Origin of the sequence: Paenibacillus sp. MER TA 81-3, assembly GCF_023713585.1 — a bacterium.
Lineage (GTDB): Bacteria > Bacillota > Bacilli > Paenibacillales > Paenibacillaceae > Paenibacillus_B > Paenibacillus_B profundus.
This window is the reverse complement of the sequence record NZ_JAMAWB010000037.1, coordinates 24,043-44,748: the sequence shown is the minus strand read 5'-3', so window position 1 is coordinate 44,748 and position 20,706 is coordinate 24,043. Positions and strand designations below refer to the sequence as shown.

The 20,706-nt window shown below is 50.1% G+C and carries 19 protein-coding genes and 1 riboswitch; of the genes, 14 read left to right on the top strand and 5 right to left on the bottom strand.

The window, feature by feature from the left end:
- Positions 1–133 precede the first annotated feature (133 nt).
- From tdh to guaA, 13 genes are all read left to right on the top strand, one after another.
- Positions 134–1,180: an L-threonine 3-dehydrogenase gene (tdh, locus tag M3650_RS30515; protein WP_251580065.1), complete on the top strand. Its 1,047-nt coding sequence runs from the start codon at positions 134–136 to the stop codon at positions 1,178–1,180.
- 35 nt (positions 1,181–1,215) lie between these two features.
- Positions 1,216–2,394, top strand: a complete 1,179-nt coding sequence (locus M3650_RS30510) for a glycine C-acetyltransferase (protein WP_251580064.1) — start codon at positions 1,216–1,218, stop codon at positions 2,392–2,394.
- An 862-nt stretch (positions 2,395–3,256) separates the two neighbouring features.
- A complete protein-coding gene (locus M3650_RS30505; RefSeq protein ID WP_251580063.1) occupies positions 3,257–4,423 on the top strand; it encodes a Gfo/Idh/MocA family protein in 1,167 nt (388 codons plus the stop codon).
- Positions 4,424–4,655: 232 nt separating this feature from the next.
- On the top strand, positions 4,656–5,540 hold the full coding sequence (locus M3650_RS30500; RefSeq protein WP_285848777.1) for an ABC transporter permease subunit: 885 nt from the start codon (positions 4,656–4,658) through the stop codon (positions 5,538–5,540).
- Between the two features lie 13 nt (positions 5,541–5,553).
- Positions 5,554–6,438 carry a carbohydrate ABC transporter permease gene (locus tag M3650_RS30495; RefSeq protein WP_019420250.1) on the top strand — a complete coding sequence of 295 codons (885 nt, stop codon included), beginning with the start codon at positions 5,554–5,556 and terminating at the stop codon, positions 6,436–6,438.
- Positions 6,439–6,464: 26 nt separating this feature from the next.
- Positions 6,465–8,087: a type 2 periplasmic-binding domain-containing protein gene (locus tag M3650_RS30490; protein WP_251580062.1), complete on the top strand. Its 1,623-nt coding sequence runs from the start codon at positions 6,465–6,467 to the stop codon at positions 8,085–8,087.
- A 569-nt stretch (positions 8,088–8,656) separates the two neighbouring features.
- Positions 8,657–10,405 carry an ABC transporter substrate-binding protein gene (locus tag M3650_RS30485; RefSeq protein WP_251580061.1) on the top strand — a complete coding sequence of 583 codons (1,749 nt, stop codon included), beginning with the start codon at positions 8,657–8,659 and terminating at the stop codon, positions 10,403–10,405.
- A 75-nt stretch (positions 10,406–10,480) separates the two neighbouring features.
- Positions 10,481–11,434 (top strand): ABC transporter permease, encoded by a 954-nt coding sequence (locus M3650_RS30480; protein ID WP_019420247.1) that lies wholly within the window; start codon positions 10,481–10,483, stop codon positions 11,432–11,434.
- 24 nt (positions 11,435–11,458) lie between these two features.
- Positions 11,459–12,391, top strand: coding sequence for an oligopeptide ABC transporter permease (gene opp4C / locus M3650_RS30475; protein ID WP_251580059.1), 933 nt, complete (start codon positions 11,459–11,461; stop codon positions 12,389–12,391).
- A gap of 14 nt (positions 12,392–12,405) precedes the next feature.
- Positions 12,406–13,389 (top strand): ABC transporter ATP-binding protein, encoded by a 984-nt coding sequence (locus tag M3650_RS30470; RefSeq protein WP_251580058.1) that lies wholly within the window; start codon positions 12,406–12,408, stop codon positions 13,387–13,389.
- The gene (locus tag M3650_RS30465) at positions 13,382–14,347 is read left to right on the top strand and encodes an ABC transporter ATP-binding protein (protein ID WP_251580057.1); all 966 of its coding nucleotides are present in this window, start codon (positions 13,382–13,384) and stop codon (positions 14,345–14,347) included. The genes M3650_RS30470 and M3650_RS30465 overlap by 8 nt, the downstream gene beginning before the upstream one ends.
- 169 nt (positions 14,348–14,516) lie before the next feature.
- Positions 14,517–14,936, top strand: coding sequence for an exosporium protein C (locus M3650_RS30460; RefSeq protein WP_251580056.1), 420 nt, complete (start codon positions 14,517–14,519; stop codon positions 14,934–14,936).
- Between the two features lie 465 nt (positions 14,937–15,401).
- The gene (gene guaA / locus M3650_RS30455; protein ID WP_019420241.1) at positions 15,402–16,943 is read left to right on the top strand and encodes a glutamine-hydrolyzing GMP synthase; all 1,542 of its coding nucleotides are present in this window, start codon (positions 15,402–15,404) and stop codon (positions 16,941–16,943) included.
- Between the two features lie 64 nt (positions 16,944–17,007).
- Here the strand turns inward: guaA and M3650_RS32155 are convergent, their stop codons facing one another.
- The 5 genes from M3650_RS32155 to M3650_RS30435 form a co-directional block, all read right to left on the bottom strand.
- Complete coding sequence (locus M3650_RS32155; protein ID WP_285848776.1) at positions 17,008–17,136, bottom strand: hypothetical protein; 129 nt, start codon at positions 17,134–17,136, stop codon at positions 17,008–17,010.
- Positions 17,137–17,357: 221 nt separating this feature from the next.
- Positions 17,358–17,708 (bottom strand): hypothetical protein, encoded by a 351-nt coding sequence (locus tag M3650_RS30450; protein ID WP_251580055.1) that lies wholly within the window; start codon positions 17,706–17,708, stop codon positions 17,358–17,360.
- Between the two features lie 58 nt (positions 17,709–17,766).
- The gene (locus M3650_RS30445) at positions 17,767–18,066 is read right to left on the bottom strand and encodes a hypothetical protein (RefSeq protein ID WP_251580054.1); all 300 of its coding nucleotides are present in this window, start codon (positions 18,064–18,066) and stop codon (positions 17,767–17,769) included.
- A gap of 59 nt (positions 18,067–18,125) precedes the next feature.
- On the bottom strand, positions 18,126–18,377 hold the full coding sequence (locus M3650_RS30440; protein ID WP_251580053.1) for a hypothetical protein: 252 nt from the start codon (positions 18,375–18,377) through the stop codon (positions 18,126–18,128).
- Positions 18,378–18,567: 190 nt separating this feature from the next.
- Positions 18,568–18,750 carry a hypothetical protein gene (locus tag M3650_RS30435; protein ID WP_251580051.1) on the bottom strand — a complete coding sequence of 61 codons (183 nt, stop codon included), beginning with the start codon at positions 18,748–18,750 and terminating at the stop codon, positions 18,568–18,570.
- A gap of 148 nt (positions 18,751–18,898) precedes the next feature.
- Positions 18,899–18,998: riboswitch (purine riboswitch) on the top strand.
- A 243-nt stretch (positions 18,999–19,241) separates the two neighbouring features.
- Here M3650_RS30435 and M3650_RS30430 point away from each other — a divergent pair.
- Complete coding sequence (locus M3650_RS30430) at positions 19,242–20,645, top strand: NCS2 family permease (RefSeq protein WP_019420234.1); 1,404 nt, start codon at positions 19,242–19,244, stop codon at positions 20,643–20,645.
- Positions 20,646–20,706: the final 61 nt, after the last annotated feature.

The following is a 20,706-nucleotide window of genomic DNA, read 5'->3' as shown; positions in this document are numbered from 1 at the left end:
GTGGGTTTCCAATAGAATACAAAACACCATGTACAATATAACGCACAAACGTATAATATGTTATACAGATGGGTGTTTAAAAGTAGTTTTTCTTTCTATTGTAAAAAAAAATCGAAGGAGGGGCAATCGGTTTATGACAAGAACGATGATCGGTTTGGTGAAAGAAGAACGTAAACCCGGCGCCGTGCTCAAGGAAGTGCCTGTTCCAACTTGCGGTCCCCATGAAGTGCTGGTGCGCGTCAAAGCCTCTTCCATTTGCGGCACGGACGTGCATATTTATAAGTGGGACGATTGGGCAGCGCGCACGGTCGTTACTCCTAATGTATTCGGGCATGAATTTGCAGGTGTCGTCGAGGCGATTGGCGATGAGGTAACGAATGTCAAGGTAGGCGATTATGTATCTGGGGAAGGCCATGTCGTATGCGGGGTGTGCAAAGCTTGCCGCACTGGAAATGCGCACGTGTGCCGGAATACGAAGAGCTTCGGGATTACGATTCCGGGCTGCTTCGCCGAGTATGCAGTCGTCCGGGCGAGCAATATCATTCAGAATGATCCGATGCTGCCGTTCGACATCGCGTGTCTGCAGGATCCGCTCGGCAATGCTGTGCAAGCGGCGTTGTCGGGAGACGTGGTTGGAAAGAGCGTAGCGGTCATCGGGGTTGGACCGATCGGGCTGATGGCGATTGCCGTGGCGAAAGCGTGCGGCAGCGGATCTGTCTATGCCGTGGACATTAATCCGTATCGCTTGGCGATGGCCAAATCGATGGGAGCGGATGTCGTCATTAATAGCCGCGAGGTGCCGATGGCACAGGCGCTGATGGAAGCGACGAATGGGGAAGGCGTCGAGGTCGTGCTCGAAATGTCTGGCCATCCGGATGCGATTCGCGACGCTTTGAAAGCGGCTGCAATGGCAGGACGCGTATCGCTGCTCGGTATCCCGACCCAAGAGGTGCCGCTCGATTTGGCACAGGACATTATTTTCAAAGGACTGCATATTGAGGGCATTACAGGGCGGCGCATGTTCGATACGTGGTACCAGATTAAAGGGCTCTTGGGTTGGGGCAGATTGGATCTGGCCCCGCTCGTGACGCATCATTTCACGCTGAATCAATATGAAGAAGCGTTTGAATTGATGGCTTCCGGGAACTGCGGCAAGATTGTATTCTGGCATGATAAATAACAAATAACGAAGAAACATAACGGAGGTGCTGAAGCATGGCAGGGTTTCAACATATCGAACAGCAGCTGAACGAGTTGAAGCAAGCGGGGCGTTATCGTCCGCTTACGGTATGGGAAGGCGGCTCGGATTCGTGGATGACGCTGAATGACGGCCGGCGGGTGCTGCAAATGTCTTCGAACAATTATTTAGGGCTTACACAGCATCCAAGTCTGAAAAAAGCTGCTATCGAAGCGACCGAGACCTATGGTGTCGGCGCAGGATCGGTGCGTACGATTACCGGAACGCTGGACATTCATGATATGTTGGAGCGCCGCTTGGCTGAGTTCAAAGGCACGGAAGCGACGCTCGTATTCCAATCTGGCTTCACGACGAACCAAGGAGTGCTGTCGTCCATTCTTGGACCGGACGATGTGGTCATCAGCGATGAGCTGAACCATGCCAGCATTATCGACGGCATTCGTCTGACGAAGACGAACAAGCGTATTTATGGGCATAAGGACTTGAATCAATTGGAAGCGGTGCTGAAGGAATGCGGAGGATTCCGTCAACGCCTCGTCGTGACGGACGGCGTCTTCAGCATGGACGGCGACATTGCGCCGCTGCCGCAGATCGTCGAGCTGGCCGAACGCTATGACGCGCTTGTCTACGTAGACGATGCGCATGCCAGCGGCGTGCTTGGCAAGCATGGCAAAGGCTCCACGGACCATTTCGGCCTGCATGGCCGCGTGCATATTCAAGTCGGCACGTTGTCGAAGGCGATCGGCGCCGTGGGCGGGTATGTCGCAACCTCGCAGGTGCTGAAGGATTACTTGACGCACACGGCACGTTCCTTCCTGTTCAGCACTGCGCTCCCGCCATCGGTTGCCGCTACTTGCCTAGCTGCGATTGAGGTGCTGCGGAACGAGCCGGAGCTGACGGAACGGCTGTGGAAGAATGCGAATTCGTTCCGCGCTTCCTTGCAAGCCGCGGGCTTCGACACCGGGGGCAGCGAAACGCCGATCATTCCGATCATCGTCGGCGAGCCGGCGCGCGCACTGGATTTCTCCCGCCGTCTGTTGGAGGAAGGCATCTGCGCTCAAGGCATCGTCTATCCGACCGTAGCTATGGATAAGGGGCGCGTGCGCCTTATCATTACGGCGCAGCACACCGATCAAGACCTGGCCTTCGCACTGGAAGCATTGACGAAGGTGGGCAAAGAATTTGGATTGATCTGAATATAATCGACAGATGCAAGTTATAGTGCGGCACAGCACGCTTTTCTGCAGCGAATGAGCTGATAGGAAGGCGTGCTGTTTATATATATATATGCCCAATCTCCCTTGAACTCAGGAAATAGAAGCGGGTTAGGAGATGATATCGGATCGATGAGACGATCATCGATATTTGGCGTTATTCCCTTGTTAGGATGAGATGGACGAGCAGCGCTTTCTGAGTACAGTCTAGATGACAAGCAACTTTTTCTGAATTCAGTGTAGATGAGGAACAATCTTTTCTGATGCAAAGGGAGAGTGCAGCTAAGGGGTAAATAACAACGTACTGAGTTCAACGGAAGCCCGATGGAGAAGCGTGCCGATGGATCGGCGAAGTAATAATCTAATCCAAACGTATGCCATTCGATAGAGTTAAGCTCCCAATTCTACCTGAAAAGCAGGAGGGTGAACCCATCTATTTGGGCCCAAATAAAGCGCAAAATAATTTCTAAAATGTGAACAAAAACGTATTGACTCCAAAGTTGACATCGTAATATAATGACCACAAGCCGTCACCATAGAGATTTCCCACAACAATAAATTCCATATCAATGCAAAACTCCACAATAATTATACCCAAATTGAAATGATATATTTGCACTATGCACAGTCAATTAGCCAAATTGAGACCAAAATCTACGCCAATGCATTCAAGCAGTAAACATGTGCCGCCGGTGTATATTCACCGTAATATGTAAGCGTTTTATATAGAGAGAGTGCGGCAGATGACTTTCAATATGATGAGGAAAGTAGCAAACCTATTTACTATGTTGCTTTAGTTCATTAACTTACTGCATTGACAAACAATCCGAAAGGGGAATGCAACATGAAGCAAGTTCGAATTGGAATGATTGGAGCTCGCGGAAGAGGCGGCATCGCCAAATATTGGCACCAGCCGGATGGCCGTTCGATCGTCGTCGGCGCAGCGGACATTTATCCAGAGAAGCTGGAGGAGTTCAAGCAGGAGGTAAATCCAGACGCCTTCGTGACGACGGATTATCGTGAACTGATTGCACGCGATGATATCGACGCAATTGCGGTTACATCGCCAGACTTCTGTCACGAGGAGCATGCGGTGGCCGCCTTGAAGGCAGGCAAGCACGTGTTCTGCGAGAAGCCGCTCGCCATTACAGTCGATGGCTGCGACAACATTTTGCAAGCTTGGCAGGAATCAGGCAAGAAGCTGATGGTCGGCTTCAACATGCGCTATATGAACATGTTCCGCACGATGAAGGAAATTGTCGATTCTGGAGTCATCGGCGAAATTAAGGCGGTATGGGTACGGCATTTCGTTGGCTGGGGAGGTTACTTCTATTTCCACGACTGGCACGCGAATTCTAAAAATTCGACCGGACTGCTGCTGCAGAAAGGTTCCCACGACATTGATATCATCCATTGGATTACCGGACGTTACGCGACGAAGGTATCGGCGTTCGGCGGGCTTGATTTTTACGGCGGTGACAAGCCGAATGATTTAACGTGCCCGACCTGCAATGAGAAGGAGACGTGTACGGAAGCAAGCCCGGGGCATTTGATTGAGTGCGCATTCCGCGAGGAAGTGAACGTGGAAGACAACAATATGGTCATTATGGAGTTAGAAGGCGGAATTAAGGCATCTTACTTGCAGTGCCATTTTACGCCGGACTACCATCGGAATTATACGTTTATCGGCACAGAAGGGCGCATGGAGAACAACGAATTGGAGAACAAGGTGTATGTATGGACACGCAGCTCGAACTCATCGCGTGAACTTTCGAACCGCGTTTACGAGGTGAAGGAAGCGAAGGGAACTCATGGCGGGGCAGATCCGAACATCTGCCGAGACTTTGTCGACATGATTCTCGATGGCAAAGAGCCGATCGCTACTCCCCTGGCGGGTCGCATGAGCGTCGCTGTCGGCTGTGCGGCCACAGAATCCATCCGTTCCGGAGGCGGTGTTGTTCAAGTGTCTCCGACTCCTGACTTCTCCACGCTGCAAGGCATTGGACAATAACTAACAGAGGGGGCGTTTTGACGCTCCCTTTCATACCAATAAATTCTCGAAATTTTAAAAGCTAAAAAATAACATCGGACACTCATTTTTACAAGATCTGGGATTTAACAAATATTAGGATTTCTTGTAAATAAAAAGGGGGGATCAATGCGTGAGCAGAGCAGGCGCGGTGGAACAGGCTGCGAATCGCCTACCGGTCCAGGAGAGCAAGGCGAACTGGATATGGCGTTCCATGAAGCGTAACTGGCAGCTGTATGCACTTATTGCACCGGTCGTCATTTATTACATCGTGTTTCACTATTTGCCGATGTACGGCGTTCAGATCGCCTTTAAAGACTTTATCGCGTCAAAAGGAATATGGGAGAGCCCATGGGTTGGATTCAAGCACTTCGAACGTTTTTTTAACAGTTATTTCTTCGAACGTTTAATTTTGAACACGCTTACAATTAGTCTGTACACGCTTCTCGTCAGCTTCCCGGTGCCGATTATATTGGCGCTCATGCTGAACGAGGTGAAGACGAAATGGTTTAAGAAGACCGTGCAGACGATTACGTACGCGCCGCATTTCCTGTCGGTTGTCGTCGTGGTCGGCATGCTTTTCATTTTCCTTAATCCGAGCACAGGCATTATCAATCACCTCATCGTGGCGCTCGGAGGCGAATCCGCCAGCTTCATGACGGATCCCAAATGGTTCAAGACGCTGTACGTTATGTCGGACGTCTGGCAGACGATGGGCTGGAGCTCGATTATATATCTGGCTGCGTTGTCCGGCGTCGATCACCAGATGCACGAAGCGGCGACAATTGATGGGGCGAGCAAGCTGCAGCGCATCTGGCACATCAACATTCCAACCATTGCACCGACCATCGTCATCCTGCTCATTCTCAATTTGGGCAGCGTAATGGCGATCGGCTTCGAGAAAATTTTCCTGATGCAAAACTCGCTTAACTTGGAGAGCTCTGACGTCATTTCGACGTACGTGTACCGCGCTGGTATTTTGGACGCTCAGTACAGCTTCTCCGCAGCCATCGGCCTGTTCAACTCACTTGTCAACTTCACGCTTCTGGTCGTTGTGAACTTCATAGCGAGGCGTGTAAATGAGACGAGCTTATGGTAAAGGAGGGACAGACATGATAGACCGTTCATTTGGTGACCGCATCTTCGATGTCGTCAATTACATCTTATTATCATTCATTACGATCATTGTGCTGTATCCGCTCCTGTTCGTCATGAGCGCGTCGATCAGCAATCCAGAGACGGTGCTGCGCGGAGAGATGTGGCTCATCCCGCGGGAAATTAATTTTGATGCGTATCACACGATTTTTCAGAACAAAGATATTTTAAGCGGCTACGGCAACACGATTTTGTATACGGCAGTCGGCACGGCCATCAATCTCGTCATGACGATATGCGCTGCTTACCCGCTTGCGCGCAAAGACTTTTTCGGCCGGGGTCTCATCACCGGCATGATCGTATTCACGATGTTCTTCAGCGGCGGCCTGATCCCGACTTATCTCTTAATTAAAAATTTGCATATGCTCGATTCACTATGGGTCATGGTTATCCCTAATGCGGTCGCTGTATGGAACATCATCATTATGCGGACGTTCTTCCAGCAGTCGATACCAGGTGAAATTCAAGAGGCGGCCATGATTGACGGATGCAGCCACATGCAGACGCTGCTTCGTATCGTGCTGCCGTTATCGATGCCGATTATTGCCGTCATGGTGTTGTTCTATGCGGTAGGGCACTGGAATTCCTACTTTAACGCCTTAATTTATTTGACAAGCAAAGACAAGTTTCCGCTGCAGCTCATCCTGCGGGAAATTCTTATCCAGAGCGACTCCGGGGATATGGTGAAGCTGACTTCGGAATCGGCCATCAAGATGAAGATGAGCGTCGAAGGATTAAAATATGCGGTGCTGGTCGTGGCCAACTTGCCAATGCTCATCCTGTATCCGTTCCTGCAGCGCTATTTTGTGAAAGGCATCATGATTGGGGCTCTAAAAGGATAAATTTCAATACGTAAGGGGGACTTGTAATGAAATGGTTTGCGATGACAATGAGCATGGTGCTTAGCCTCTCACTGTTCGTAACGGCGTGCGGTGGAGGCGGCGGTAATGAAGGAACGGATTCGGGGAAGAGCGAGGAGCGGCTTGCGAACCTGAATCAAGCAGGCATGCCGATCGCCAAAGAGAAAATAACGATGACGGGCTTTGCCGCGAAGCTGTATGCATCAGCCGATTGGAGCAAGCTCATGCTGTGGGAAGAGTACGAGAAGATAACGAACGTTCATATCGACTGGGAAACGGTGCAGATTGACAGCCTGAAGGAGAAGCGCAACATTAAGCTGGCAGGCGGGGATTACCCGGAAATCTTCTTCGCCTCGGCCTTCGCCAAGAGCGATCTGATTAAGTACGGCAGCCAGGGCACATTCCTGAAGCTGAACGATCTCATCGATCAGAATGCCCCCAATTTCAAGGCCATGATGGAGAAATATCCGATCGTCAAAAAAGGCATTACGATGCCAGATGGCAGCATTTATGGACTGCCGACGGTATTTGATCCGGAATTCATATCGCTCTTCTATGGTACGCCGTGGATGAAGCAGGAATGGCTCGACAAGCTCAACCTGAAGCCGCCGACCAATCTGGATGAGCTGTATAACGTGTTGAAGGCCATCAAGGAAGGCGATCCGAACGGAAATGGCAAAAATGATGAAATTCCGTGGGGCTCCAAAGGCGTATGGATTATGATCAACTACTTGAAAGGCTCGTTCGGCCTGAACAAGAACGGTGTCGCGAATCCAAACGTTGATCTCGATCCAGACACTGGCAAGCTGCGCTTCGTGCCGGCAACGAAGCAGTACAAGGAATTGCTTGAGTATGTGGCCAAGCTGTACCGTGACGGCATGTTCGACAAAGAGACATTCACGATGAAGGATACCGACATCTCTTCCAAGGCGACCGCGGGTGTGTACGGCTTCCTGGACGGTGTCGATCCGAAGGCGATTTACAATCAGGAAGGTTATGTGGGGATGCCGATCCTTGAGGGGCCGTATGGAGACAAGATGGCAACTAATATCGGCTCGCCGCTCGGCAATATTGGCATGTTCGTACTGACAGACAAGGCAAAAAATCCGGAAGCCGCCATCCGTTGGATGGATCATTTTTATAGCGATGAAGGCGCGAAGATGTTTTTCATGGGTTTTGAGGGTGTCACGTACAAAATGACCGACAAAGGGGAATATGAGTATTTAGACAGCATTGCGAAAAATCCGGACGGCTTGAATCTGGATCAGGCTGTAAGCCAATACCTCGTGTGGCCTGGCGGATACTATCCGGGCATCGTCAAGCAACAGTTCTTCAAAGGTGCGGAAGGCTTGCCGTCTTCTGTCAAGAACGCCGAGGATGCGGCGCCTAATTCCATTAAATTGGACGACATCTGGCCGGCATTCAACTTTACGCCGGAAGAGCAGGATGAATTAACGACAATTCAGACGGACATCCACACGTTCGTTGACGAGATGCGCGACAAGTTCGCCTCTGGCGCCCTCGGCTTCGACCAATGGGACAGCTACGTGCAGCAGCTGGATAAGATGAATGTGAAGCGTTATCTAGAGATCTACCAAGCGGCGTATGACCGTTATACCTCTTCGAAATAACCGCCCTTTCTAAGAGTCCCTTGCGGTCAACGATCGCAAGGGATTGGCGCACCACCATGCATCATGAGTCAGGTGATGCGTCAACGACTTCCCGCATTCACCTTCAATGCGGGAAGACGCTCCTTATTATTGTAACGCACCCGTCCGCATGCAACTGAAGCATAATCATATATTCACGATCAGTCTCGGATTTATATGATGCGATAGAATTATTGGTCCTGCATATATCCACATCACGGACACTCCTTAAAAATAGTATACATCCACCTCGCCAATGAAAACGGAAGCTTAGCCACAGTACCGTGCAACGCTGTAATTCTACTTTTTGAAACTGATACATATATTACCCCTAGAATCACTCGAAAGCTAAACAATTGTCATGCTTAACCAAGTAGAGTGGATAGTATGTTCCTTGAAATTACAGAGGTCAAAATGAGGCATAAGTATTTTTAAATTTATGGTTTACATAATTTTACTAGAGGCTTATAATAGGGGTCATTATAATTCCTACTGAGTTTATAGGAATAATAAGAAATTATTAAAATATCCGTATTAACGGGAGGGTCACCATGAAGAAAATATTGATGACGTTATTATCTTTGACGATGGCTAGCAGCCTGCTTCTTGCAGCCTGCTCTAACGACAGCTCCGCACCTGCCTCCGACAACGGCAATCAGGCCGCGCCGGCAAGCAGCTCTGATTCGGGCGGTACGACGACAGAGGCGAATGCCGCGGAACTGCTTGCGGGTCCGGTCGCAGCCTCCGACATGTCGAAGCTTCCGGAGCAAGCGAAGAAGCGTACAGATACGATAATTGTTGGGCTTACGGATCCGAGCGGCGCGTTTACGCCTTATTTCCACCAGAGCGGCTATGACGGCAACGTGTCTTCCGTCCTGTACGCTTCACTTGTGACGGTGGATGACAAGGGACTTCCGATTCCAGACCTTGCGGAGAGCTGGGACATTTCCGAAGACGGGCTTACATATACATTCCATTTGCGCAAAGACTTGAAGTTCAGTGACGGTTCCCCGCTAACGGCTGAGGACGTGGCATTCACATGGACGATTCTCCATGACAAGGCGTACGACGGAGACTCTGAAGTTCCGACGGTCCTCAGGATTAAGGGCGGCCAAGATTATAAGGAGGGCAAGTCCAAGTCCATTGAGGGCATTACCATTATCGATCCGCAGACGATCTCGGTAACTATTGAGAAGGTCAACGCGAAGGCTTTACTGACGCTTGGCGATAATGTGCTGTCGAAAGCTTACTACGGGAAAGATTATACGTTCGGCAGTCTGGATTATATTAAAAAGCTGCATGCCACTCCGGTGGGCAATGGGCCTTACAAGCTGGATAAGTTCATTCCAGGTCAAGAGGTGCGCTTCATAGCTAATGAATACTATTACAAAGGCAAGCCGAAGACAGAACATTTTATTTACAAAACGACAGAAGGCGACACATGGCAGTTTATCGAGACGGGGGAGCAAGACTATGGCAGCTTTACGGCGACACAAGACAATATTGATAAGCTGAAGAAGCTCGGCTTCCTTAACATCGTTCCGTCGACAGGCAGTTCTTACGGCTACTTGCAGTTCAATCTGGAGCATGCAACGCTCAAGGATAAAAAGCTGCGTCAGGCGCTGACTTACGGCTTGGACCGTAAAACCATTTACGTCGATGCGAACCAAGGCGGCGCACAAATCGCGAACGTTCCGACAGCGCCGATCTCATGGTCATATACGGAAGAGGGGATTAACCCATACAACTACGATCCGGAAAAAGCAAAGGCCTTGCTGGATGAAGCCGGTTGGACAGAAGGGGCTGGCGGCATTCGGGAGAAGGACGGACAGAAGCTGACGATTCATTTCATCGGTTCGAAGAGCAAAGGGACGGATATCTTTATTGCGGTGGCAAAAGAGAACTATGCGGCGATTGGCGTTCAGTTGGAAGCTGAGCAGTTCGCGGATTTCAACGCGTTGTCGTCCAAGTTCGAAAGTCGTGATTTTGATCTCGTATCCTTCTCTACACCGATGCTGATAGATCCATCTGATGGCGTATCTTCTTTTGTCAACGGAGAAGTGAAGGGCTACGACAATCCGAAAGTGAAGGAACTGTATGACAAAGGCTTGGAGACCACCGATATCGAAGAGCGAAAAAAGATATACAAAGAGCTATATCAAGTCATCAACGATGATGCGCCTTACATTTTCACCAGCTATCGAAAATCAGTATACGCCTACAACGGACGTATTGAAGGGTTGATCGTGAGTCCGTTCCGTGGACTCGCCACCAGCCTGCCTGACTGGTCGCTGAAGTAGGATTGTAGAGGTTGTTCAAACTCGAACTTTATGCCCCCGTCTGACGGGGGTGAATGACTTCCAAAGGAGCCGATCATGAGTACATATTTGCTGCGAAGATTTCTGTACATGATTCTTATATTGTTTGCGGCGTCTTTGCTCATATTTATGTTGTATGCATTGATGCCGGGCGACTTCGTCTCGAACAACATGAAGCTGACCGCAGAACGCAAAGCCGAACTGCGAGAAATATACGGCTTGAGCAAGCCTGTTATGGAACGCTATTTCAATTGGATGAACAATGCCTTCCACGGCAACTTCGGTTATTCGTTGGCGCAGCAGAAGCCCGTATTGACCTTGTTTAACGAATATATTTGGAATTCATTTTTGCTAGCGGTAACGTCGACCTTCTTCACATGGCTGTTGGCAGTCATTATCGGAGTCATAGCCGCCTATAAACAATATTCATGGTTCGACACGCTGGTCATGATCGGCATCTTCGCCGCGATGTCGATTCCGTCGTTCTTTATCGGTCTCTTCCTGATCAAGATGTTCGCTGTCGACCTGAAATGGCTGCCGCCGGGCGGGATGCTGACGACAGGGAGCAATGCCACAGGCATGGAGTTCGTTCGCGAAGTCGTCGATCATATGATGCTGCCGGTTATCGTCATGACGCTGCTCGGTGTCGGTTCGCTGACCCGCTATTTCCGCAGCAACATGCTCGATGTTATCCGTCAGGATTATATTCGTACCGCCCGTGCTAAAGGAATGCGGGAACGAGTCGTGCTGTACCGGCATGCGTTGAAAAATGCCATGCTGCCGGCCATCACGCTCGTCGGCTTCGAGCTGCCGGGCTTGTTCGGCGGATCGCTCATCATCGAGAAAATATTTAACTGGCCGGGTATCGGCCAATTGTATATGCAGTCCTTCACTGTGAGGGATTACCCGCTGCTGATGGGTTTCACCATGTTTATCGCCGTCTTGACGGTCATCGGCACGCTTTTGTCGGACATCTTATACCATGCTGCCGATCCGCGCGTCAGATTGTAACAGCATGAATAGGGAGGTTTCACCATGTCATCCATATCAGGCAGTGTGACGAAGACGGAAGCTCGTCAGGCAGCAGTTACGCCGATCCGTTCATCATTGTGGCGTCAAGCGCTCCACCGCCTCTGCAAAAATAAGCTGGCGATGTCCGGTTTTATTTTTATTGTGTTTATGCTTTTGGCTTGTTTTGCAGGGCCTCTGTTCTCACCATATGCCGACAACAAGATTAATCCGGCCAATATGAATGCCGCGCCGTCGCTGAAGCATTGGCTAGGCACCGATATGCTCGGAAGGGACGTCCTGACACGGCTGTTGCAGGCGGGTCGCATTTCTCTCACTGTCGGCATTGCATCTATGTGTATTTCCGTGATTCTCGGGTCTATTCTTGGAGCAATTGCTGCTTATTATCGAGGGATTGTTGATCAGATCATCATGCGCGTGGCTGATCTGCTGCTAACGATTCCAGGCTTGCCAATTTTGTTTATTATGGGCGCCCTGCTCTCAGAGTGGAAAATCCCATCCGAATATCGCATGTATATCGTCATGCTGATGCTCAGCTTCATCGGCTGGCCGGGACTGGCGCGGCTCGTTCGCAGCCAGATGCTTAGCATCCGCGAGCGTGAATTCATGCAGGCGGCGATCGTGCTCGGCTTAAATGATCGGCGGAAGCTGTTCAATCATATGATTCCGAACATCATTCCGCTGCTCATCGTCGTTGCTACGCTCAGCATTGGCGGCGCTATTTTGAGTGAATCTGTATTGAGCTTCTTTGGTCTTGGCGTCATGCCTCCGACGCCGACTTGGGGGAATATGATTGATGCGGCGAACAACCTGATTGATTTCGAGAAGCACCCTTGGTTATGGATACCGCCAGGTGTGGCCATTTTTACAACGGTTATCGCCATCAATATTTTTGGTGACGGTCTACGTGATGTGCTTGATCCTAAACAGAAGAAGTAAGGGAATGACATGTGATGAAAAATGTAATCGAGATTGATCATCTCAGCACTTATTTTTATACGGAAGAAGGGGCCGTGAAGGCGGTCAACGACGTCAGTCTGCGCGTTCGCGAGGGGGAAACGGTCTGCATCGTCGGCGAATCCGGCTGCGGGAAGAGTGTGACAGCAATGTCAGTAATGGGACTCGTTGAGGAGCCGGCCGGTAAGGTGGTGGAAGGCAAAATTCAGTTTGATGGACGGGATCTGCTGTCACTTCATAAAAATGAGCTGCGGCACGTTCGCGGCAACGACATCGCGATGATCTTCCAAGAGCCCATGTCTTCGCTTAACCCGGTGCTCACGATTGGCAAGCAGATAATGGAGCCGTTGATGGAGCACCAGCGGATGAACAAGAAACAGGCCCGCATGCGGGCGATCGAGCTCATCGAAATGGTTGGCATCTCACGACCCGAGCAAATTGCGGACAGCTATCCGCACCAGCTGAGCGGTGGCATGCTGCAGCGGATTATGATCGCGATTGCGATCTCCTGCAATCCGAAGCTGCTGATCGCGGATGAACCGACGACTGCGCTGGATGTAACCATTCAAGCGCAGATCCTCGATATGCTGCGTCAGATTAAGGCAGACTCGAACATGTCCATCCTGCTAATTACGCACGACCTCGGCGTCGTGGCCGAAATCGCGGATTATGTCGTGGTTATGTATTCCGGCAAAATCGTAGAAGAAGGCGATGTCGTCGAGCTGTTCGAAAATCCGAAGCACCCGTACACACAAGGTCTGCTTCGCTCGAAGCCGATTATGGGGGAGCGTCAGGAGGAGTTGTACTCCATACCGGGCCAGGTTCCGAATCCGCTTGAACTAAAGGAATCCTGCTATTTCCATGACCGCTGCGAGCACTGCATGGCGATCTGTCAGATGAAGCTGCCGTATCTCCGGAACGTGGCCGGCAGACAGAAAGTGGCCTGCTGGCTGTACGAGGAGGTGGTCGAGCATGTCTAAGCCGTTGTTAGAAGTGAACCATCTGAAGAAATACTTTCCGATTACGTCCGGGTTATTCAACCGCACCATCGGTCATGTGAAGGCAGTGGATGATATTAGCATTACTCTCCAGCAGGGCGAGACGTTCGGCTTGGTCGGCGAGTCCGGCAGCGGGAAGAGCACAGTGGGCCGCACGATTATCCGTCTGACCGACAAGACGGACGGGGAAGTGAAGTTCAAGGGCATCGACCTGTACAATGTGCCGGAGAAGGAGCTGCGCAAGCTGAGACCGAAGATGCAGCTTATTTTCCAAGACCCGTACAGCTCGCTCAATCCGCGGGTTCGAGTGGGGGATGCCATCGGTGAAGCGCTCATCAACCATGGGCTTGCGCCGAAGGAAGAAGTTCGGGAACGAGTCTTGGACGTGCTGGATTCCTGCGGTCTATCGTCCTATCATATCGACCGCTTCCCGCATGAATTCTCGGGCGGACAGCGCCAACGCATCGGCATAGCACGTGCACTTATATTGGATCCGGATCTCATCATTGCGGATGAGCCGGTATCTGCCCTGGACGTGTCGATTCAGGCTCAAATCATTAATTTATTCCGCAAGCTGCAGACGACGCGCGGACTGACCTACTTATTCATATCCCATGATCTGAGCGTCGTAGAGCATCTGTGCAACCGCATCGGCGTCATGTATCTCGGCACGATGATGGAGACCGCTTCGCGAGACGAGCTGTTCAAAAATCCACTGCATCCGTACACGAAGGCGCTGTTATCAGCGGTGCCGATTCCTGTGCCCAGGCTGAAGCGGGAGCGGATTGTGCTGAAGGGCGACATCCCGAATCCGGCCAATCCGCCAGCAGGCTGCAAGTTCCATACGCGCTGCCCGTTTGCTGCGGATGTTTGCCGCGAGCAGGTACCCGTGTTTCGCCATATGGGCGGGGATCATTATGTGGCTTGTCATCTGGTCTAAAGAGTGTATGCCCCGCAAGTCGAGTACTCGGCAGCGGGGCATTGTTTTCTTAATCGATAAGCGCATTATATTATTATGATAAAAATACCGAGTAGGCTTTCGCACAAACAACCATCTCATGGATTACATATTCTGAATTCTGTGTTACTAATCCAGAGGAGATGATCTTTTGGCACGGATTCTTGATTATAAAGCAACGGAACCACTTCGGAGATTTAACCGAGCTAAATCGTTCACTATCCCGTTTTCCCCAAGAAGGGTTCGCCTTGCATCGATACGGCTGCGCCTTCCGAAGCGCGCGAATCGAGTGCAATTAATTGCGAGCGTCGGTGTTCGCGGAATCACAGGCATTGCCCAAATTTTATTTAAGATCTTTCGTGATGGAACAGAAATCTTCAATACCAAGCAAGGAATCGAATCCGCAGGCTCGGAGCAAAATTATATCGTAACTTTCCAAGCCATAGATTTTAACGTAGAATCGGGTTCGCATACCTATACGGTAACTGCAGAAAACACCACAGCGGGAACTAGGGCTGATGTAGTAGGTCCTATATCATTTAGTGGATTGGCTATTAAAACAACCAAATAATTGGGATTCCACTTTGCACCTGTATAAGGTGCTTTTTTTATTCAGAGCGTTTTTCATTAATCAGAGCTCTTGAACCACAAGGATTTCAGACATAAAAAAGGGACTTCATCCCAACACTAACGACAATCCATAGACTATGCTCCCTAATCAAGGAAATCAAGGAGGGGGGCGGACAACAGTGGTGTTTACTACATCCATATGGCGGACAGACTGTTACAACCAACCTTAATCATTGCATGAAGGAGGCGATTCGGATGCTGAAGCGCTCATTGGCCGGTATCGGTCAGCGCGTCGGGTACGGACATATCAAGCGGTTCAACCGGGTGTTCATGGAATTCAAGGGCATCCCCCGCTCAAATACTGCCTGAGTAAGCGCGGTTCTAGCGGATGCGGTTAGATTGCAGATTGACTCCGCTTTTGTCAGTTCGTTATAATTAGGGACAATATGTTTAGGGAGGCACGGCAATGACAAAGCCACATCATGAAATGATCGTTGTTCTCGACTTTGGAGGACAATACAACCAGCTCATCGCACGCCGCATTCGCGATTTGGGCGTGTACAGCGAACTCATTCCTTACAATACACCAGTAGAACGCATTCAGGAGCTGAATCCGAAGGGCATTGTCTTCTCTGGCGGTCCGGCAAGTGTGTACGAAGAGAACTCGCCACTCGTAGACCCGCGTATTTATGACTTGGGTCTGCCGATTTTTGGTATCTGCTACGGCATGCAAATGATGTCCCATCAATTGAACGGCAAGGTGGAACGCGCAGGCAAGCGTGAATACGGTAAAGCCGATGTAGTCTTCCAACCGGATAGCGGCTTGATTCATGACCTAGAGCCAAATCAGACGGTATGGATGAGCCATACTGATCTGGTTGTCGAGCTGCCGGAGGGCTTCCGCGTGGACGCGGGTACGGAGCATGCGCCGATCGCGGCGATGAGTCATCCGGAGAAGCGTTTCTATGCGGTGCAGTTCCATCCGGAAGTGCGGCACTCCGTCTACGGCAATGAAATGATTCGCAACTTCCTGTTCAGCATTTGCGGCTGCCACGGCGACTGGACGATGGAGACGTTCATTGAGGACAAAGTGCGTGAAATCCGCGAAACGGTCGGCGACCGCAAAGTGTTGTGCGCCTTGAGTGGCGGGGTGGACTCTTCCGTCGTTGCGGCGCTCATTCATAGAGCTGTTGGCGATCAGCTGACTTGCATGTTCATCGATCACAACCTGCTGCGTAAGGGTGAAGCCGAAGGCGTTATGGAGACGTTCGTTGGCAAATTCGACATGCACGTGGTGAAGATTGACGCGCGTGAGCGTTTCATGAGCAAGCTGGCCGGTGTATCGGATCCGGAGAAAAAACGGAAAATTATCGGCAACGAGTTCATCTATTGCTTTGACGAAGAGTCTGCGAAGCTTGGTGACTTCGGTTTCCTAGCGCAAGGCACGCTGTACACGGATATCGTGGAAAGCGGCACGGCGACGGCGCAGACGATCAAGTCTCACCACAATGTGGGTGGCTTGCCGGAAGATATGAAGTTCAAGCTCATCGAGCCGTTGAACACGTTGTTCAAGGACGAAGTGCGCAAGGTGGGCGAAGAGCTTGGCCTGCCGCGCGAAATCGTATGGCGGCAGCCGTTCCCGGGACCGGGACTCGCCATCCGCGTGCTTGGCGAAGTAACGGAGGACAAGCTGGCTATCGTGCGCGAATCCGATGCGATTCTGCGCGAAGAGATTGCCAAGGCAGGCTTGGACGGCGAAATTTGGCAGTACTTCACAGCACTGCCTGACATGAAGAGCGTTGGTGTCATGGGCGACGCGCGCACGTATTCCTACACGGTAGGCATCCGCGCCGTAACGTCCATTGATGGCATGACCGCTGACTGGGCGCGCATTCCATGGGATATTCTCGAGAAGATTTCCGTTCGTATCGTCAATGAGGTGGACAACGTGAACCGTATCGTCTATGACGTTACGTCGAAGCCGCCAGCAACGATTGAATGGGAATAGTGTAAGGCAGATAAAGGGCCGCCCTACAGTCTATACAGACTGCGGGACGGCCCTTTTTTATGTATTAAGAGGTGTGTTCCGCTCTATCTGCACGGCGGATCTCGTTGCGGGTGCCGGGGATAATTGTCTTTTTCAACTCATACCCATTCATCTCATTTTCAAGCAGCAGACCGAGAATGATATGTTCAAGCATGGATTCACCTTCTAAATAAAATGTGGAGCTGTTGCTCTACTATATATATCGATAAGATATATCTAATCGATATATCACATAAACCTTGGCTTGCTTGGAGTCAATAGTCGAAAAACATGGTGAGCATGTCCTTTCCAACCAAAAGAAAGCCTAGCCCTCCATCAGTGAATCGGAGAATTAGGCTTTGCCCGGTAATTATATTTAGGCCAAATGAAATGGAATTATTTCTGTACCGATTGGAGGGTTTCCAATAAGGTTTGGCGATACTCCTTCTGCTCCTCCATAATCGAATGCAGCATCGGAAGCAAAGAAGCCATTTTTGCCCTCTGATTGCTTGTCCCATCCGCTAGCATCAAGATTATGGTGTATAACATCGTGATGATGGAGTAGTTGTCCACGTACGTAATATTAAGAGCTTGTCCACCAGTGCCTCCGGCTCCACCGGCCCCTCCAACGCCGCCTTGACCAATGGCGCTGGAAGTTGCATTCGCGCCGATACTTGAATCCAGGTTCTCACCTGCTTCGTCACCGTTTTGGCTATCGAATTGTTCGTCCTGACGAGCTTCACTCAACGTCATCACCCTAACATGTTTGTATATTCTTTTGATAAAGCCTGAATTATTTTGTCAGTTATACGCCTTTTTCGATTTCAGCATTTCCGTTGCCGCCGTCGCCTCCGTCGCCGCCAGCACCGCCGGCAGCGCCATTGCCGCCATCGCCGCCATTACCTGTATTGCCGTTGGCAGTTGCGATGGATCCTGCAGCTGCTACGGCTACCCCGACGCCGATCCCAAAGCCGCCGTCGCCGCCGTCGCCGCCATTGCCGCCATCGCCACCGTTGCCGCCGTCGCCGCCGTTACCGCTGTCTTCAATTTCAACTTCGCGTTTTCTGTGATGATTTGGATAATATTTTTCTTCTTCTCCCCACATCTTAGATCACTCCTATTATTTTTAATGGTTTCATAAGATTTGAATTTGCTTCATGAAAGCTACTTCTGAAGGTTCGACAATGAAATAAGCCGTTGAATCAATTTCGCAACGTCGATATTCAGCTTGACGCCCTGAATGTCCATATTGAGCCCGTTATCACCATCCAAGCCCAAGCTTGTACCGTCGCCATCGATTCCATTTACTCCATTTAACCCGTTACTTCCATTAATTCCGTGTGAACCATCTACGCCATTTTTACCTGCGCCATGTCCAATCTCGGAGCTTTTGTTTTTCTTATTTTGTTCAGTCACCTTTATCACCACCCCATATCTTCTGCAAGCGAAGCTCAGCGGCAAAGCCAAAATTTCTTATCTGCCCTATGACTTTGTTACCGAGCTTGAGATAGTATATGAAGATAAAACTTATTACGGTAACGACGTTTCCCCAATTGCTACAACATTTACTAGAATTCAACTATAATGGACAAGGCATGTTGATAGATTACGATTTTTCCCGGGCAGGCTTTTCAATTTCTTGGCAGAGCGTTTCGAACCCTTTTACCGTATTATTTAGTTCAGTCAGGTTTTGCTTAAGTTTGTCTAGATTTTTCGCAAAACCTTGAATGTCTTTTCCGTTGTCTTTTAGAGCGTCTATATTTTTGATGAGTGAATCCAAGTTCATCATATCTGTTCCCTCCTTTCGAAAGACTTCATACTAATCTATGAACGCTCTACGAAAAACGTTAAACACGAACAAGGATTATATTTACTGTTTAAATGTTCGGATTTAGCGTTGACAACCTTCTAGGTTCGCTTTACAATGGTTGTAGATAACCTAATACGTCAAGTTTTTTCGTATAATCTCGGGAATTGGCCTGAGAGTTTCTACGGATCACCGTAAATGATCTGGCTACGAAGAGCATCGGCGCTGTCTGTCTGACGAATCGATACCATTCGTCTCTACCATCCTGCTCCCTAAGCGTTTTGAATGTCATTTTCAAGATGGGAACTTGTGATGCATAGATGTATGTACAGGGACAGTGGAAGAAGCACGCCGTACTTTTCAATGCCAGAACTCGGGAGATCATCATCCTGAGTTCTTTTTTTGTCCGTATAGGTTGCTGGGGAGTAAACAAGTAAACATTCATGAGAGTTCATGGGGAGGATGTTACGAGCATGGAGCGCTTCTTCAAAATCAAGGAGCAAGGTTCAACAATTAAGACAGAAATAATGGCAGGGATTACGACCTTCATGACGATGGCTTACATCTTGGCCGTTAACCCGGACATTTTGACTGCATTCGGCAAAACGGGCATGGATTGGTACGCTGTATTCCTCGCGACGGCCATTGCTGCCGGGGTATTCACCATTGCTATGGGGATTTTCGTTAACTTTCCGGTCGCATTGGCGCCAGGGATGGGACTTAATGCATATTTCGCGACGGTCGTCGTCTCCACGGCTGGATCGGACCATCCGATTACGTGGCAGATGGCTCTAACGGCGGTCTTTATTTCAGGTATTATCTTTTTCTTATTGACGATTACACACATACGCCAAATGCTGCTGGAAGCTGTGCCGGATGCATTGAAGCATGCGATTACGGTCGGTATCGGGCTATTCATTACGATTGTCGGCCTGAAGAACAGCGGGCTGTTGTCCGTATCGGTCGAGACAGTGAATGATGTTCCGAAGGGAACGTTCACGCCGCTTATGGGCTTCGAATCGGTATTCGGTATGGGCAGCTTCACCGATCCAAGTGTGCTGCTGACCATTATCGGCTTGGCGCTTATATCGGTGCTTATGATTCTGAATGTGCCGGGCGCGATTTTGTTCGGTATTCTTGGCACGACCATCATCGGTATTTTCATGGGTGTCGTTGACTTCAACAACTTGTCGACAGACAAGACGCCATGGATCCCGGATTTGGGACAGCTTAGCTTCTTTGAATTCGACTTTGCCGGCATTATGGGCGTCGGTATCGTATCCATCATTTTGACCTTCACCTTCGTGGAATTGTTCGACACGTTCGGAACACTCGTCGGGACGGCGAATCGCGCTGGATTCATGAAGAACCGCGAAGAAGGCAACAAGCGCGTCGGCAAAGCGATGTTCGTCGATTCCATCGCTGTCGGCGGCGGCGCGGTACTCGGCACAAGCACGGTAACGGCATTCGTCGAGAGCTCTGCTGGGGTAGCGGCAGGCGGCCGCACCGGTCTGACTTCGGTAACGACAGGCATTTGCTTCTTGCTGTCCTTGTTCCTGGCACCGGCTGTGGCGCTTATTCCAGGCTCCGCAACGGCTGCCGCGCTGATTGTGGTTGGCGTGCTCATGATGCAGGCCGTGCGCGAGATCAATTTCCAAGACCTCGTCATCGGCATTCCGGCGTTCATGACAATTGCCTTCATGCCTTTTACGTACAGCATTGCGAACGGGGTCTCCTTCGGTATTCTCGCTTATGTGCTGCTTGCATTCGTAGCGAACGTATTTGGCAAAGGAGAGCAAAAATATAAAATTCATTGGCTCATGTGGATATTGTTCGTGCTCGTCATCATTCGCTATGTGGCGATGGGCGGACACTAATCACTCCAATCAGACTGGCATTACATCAATCCGGCAGCGGATTGCCGTGAATACAGAAGGA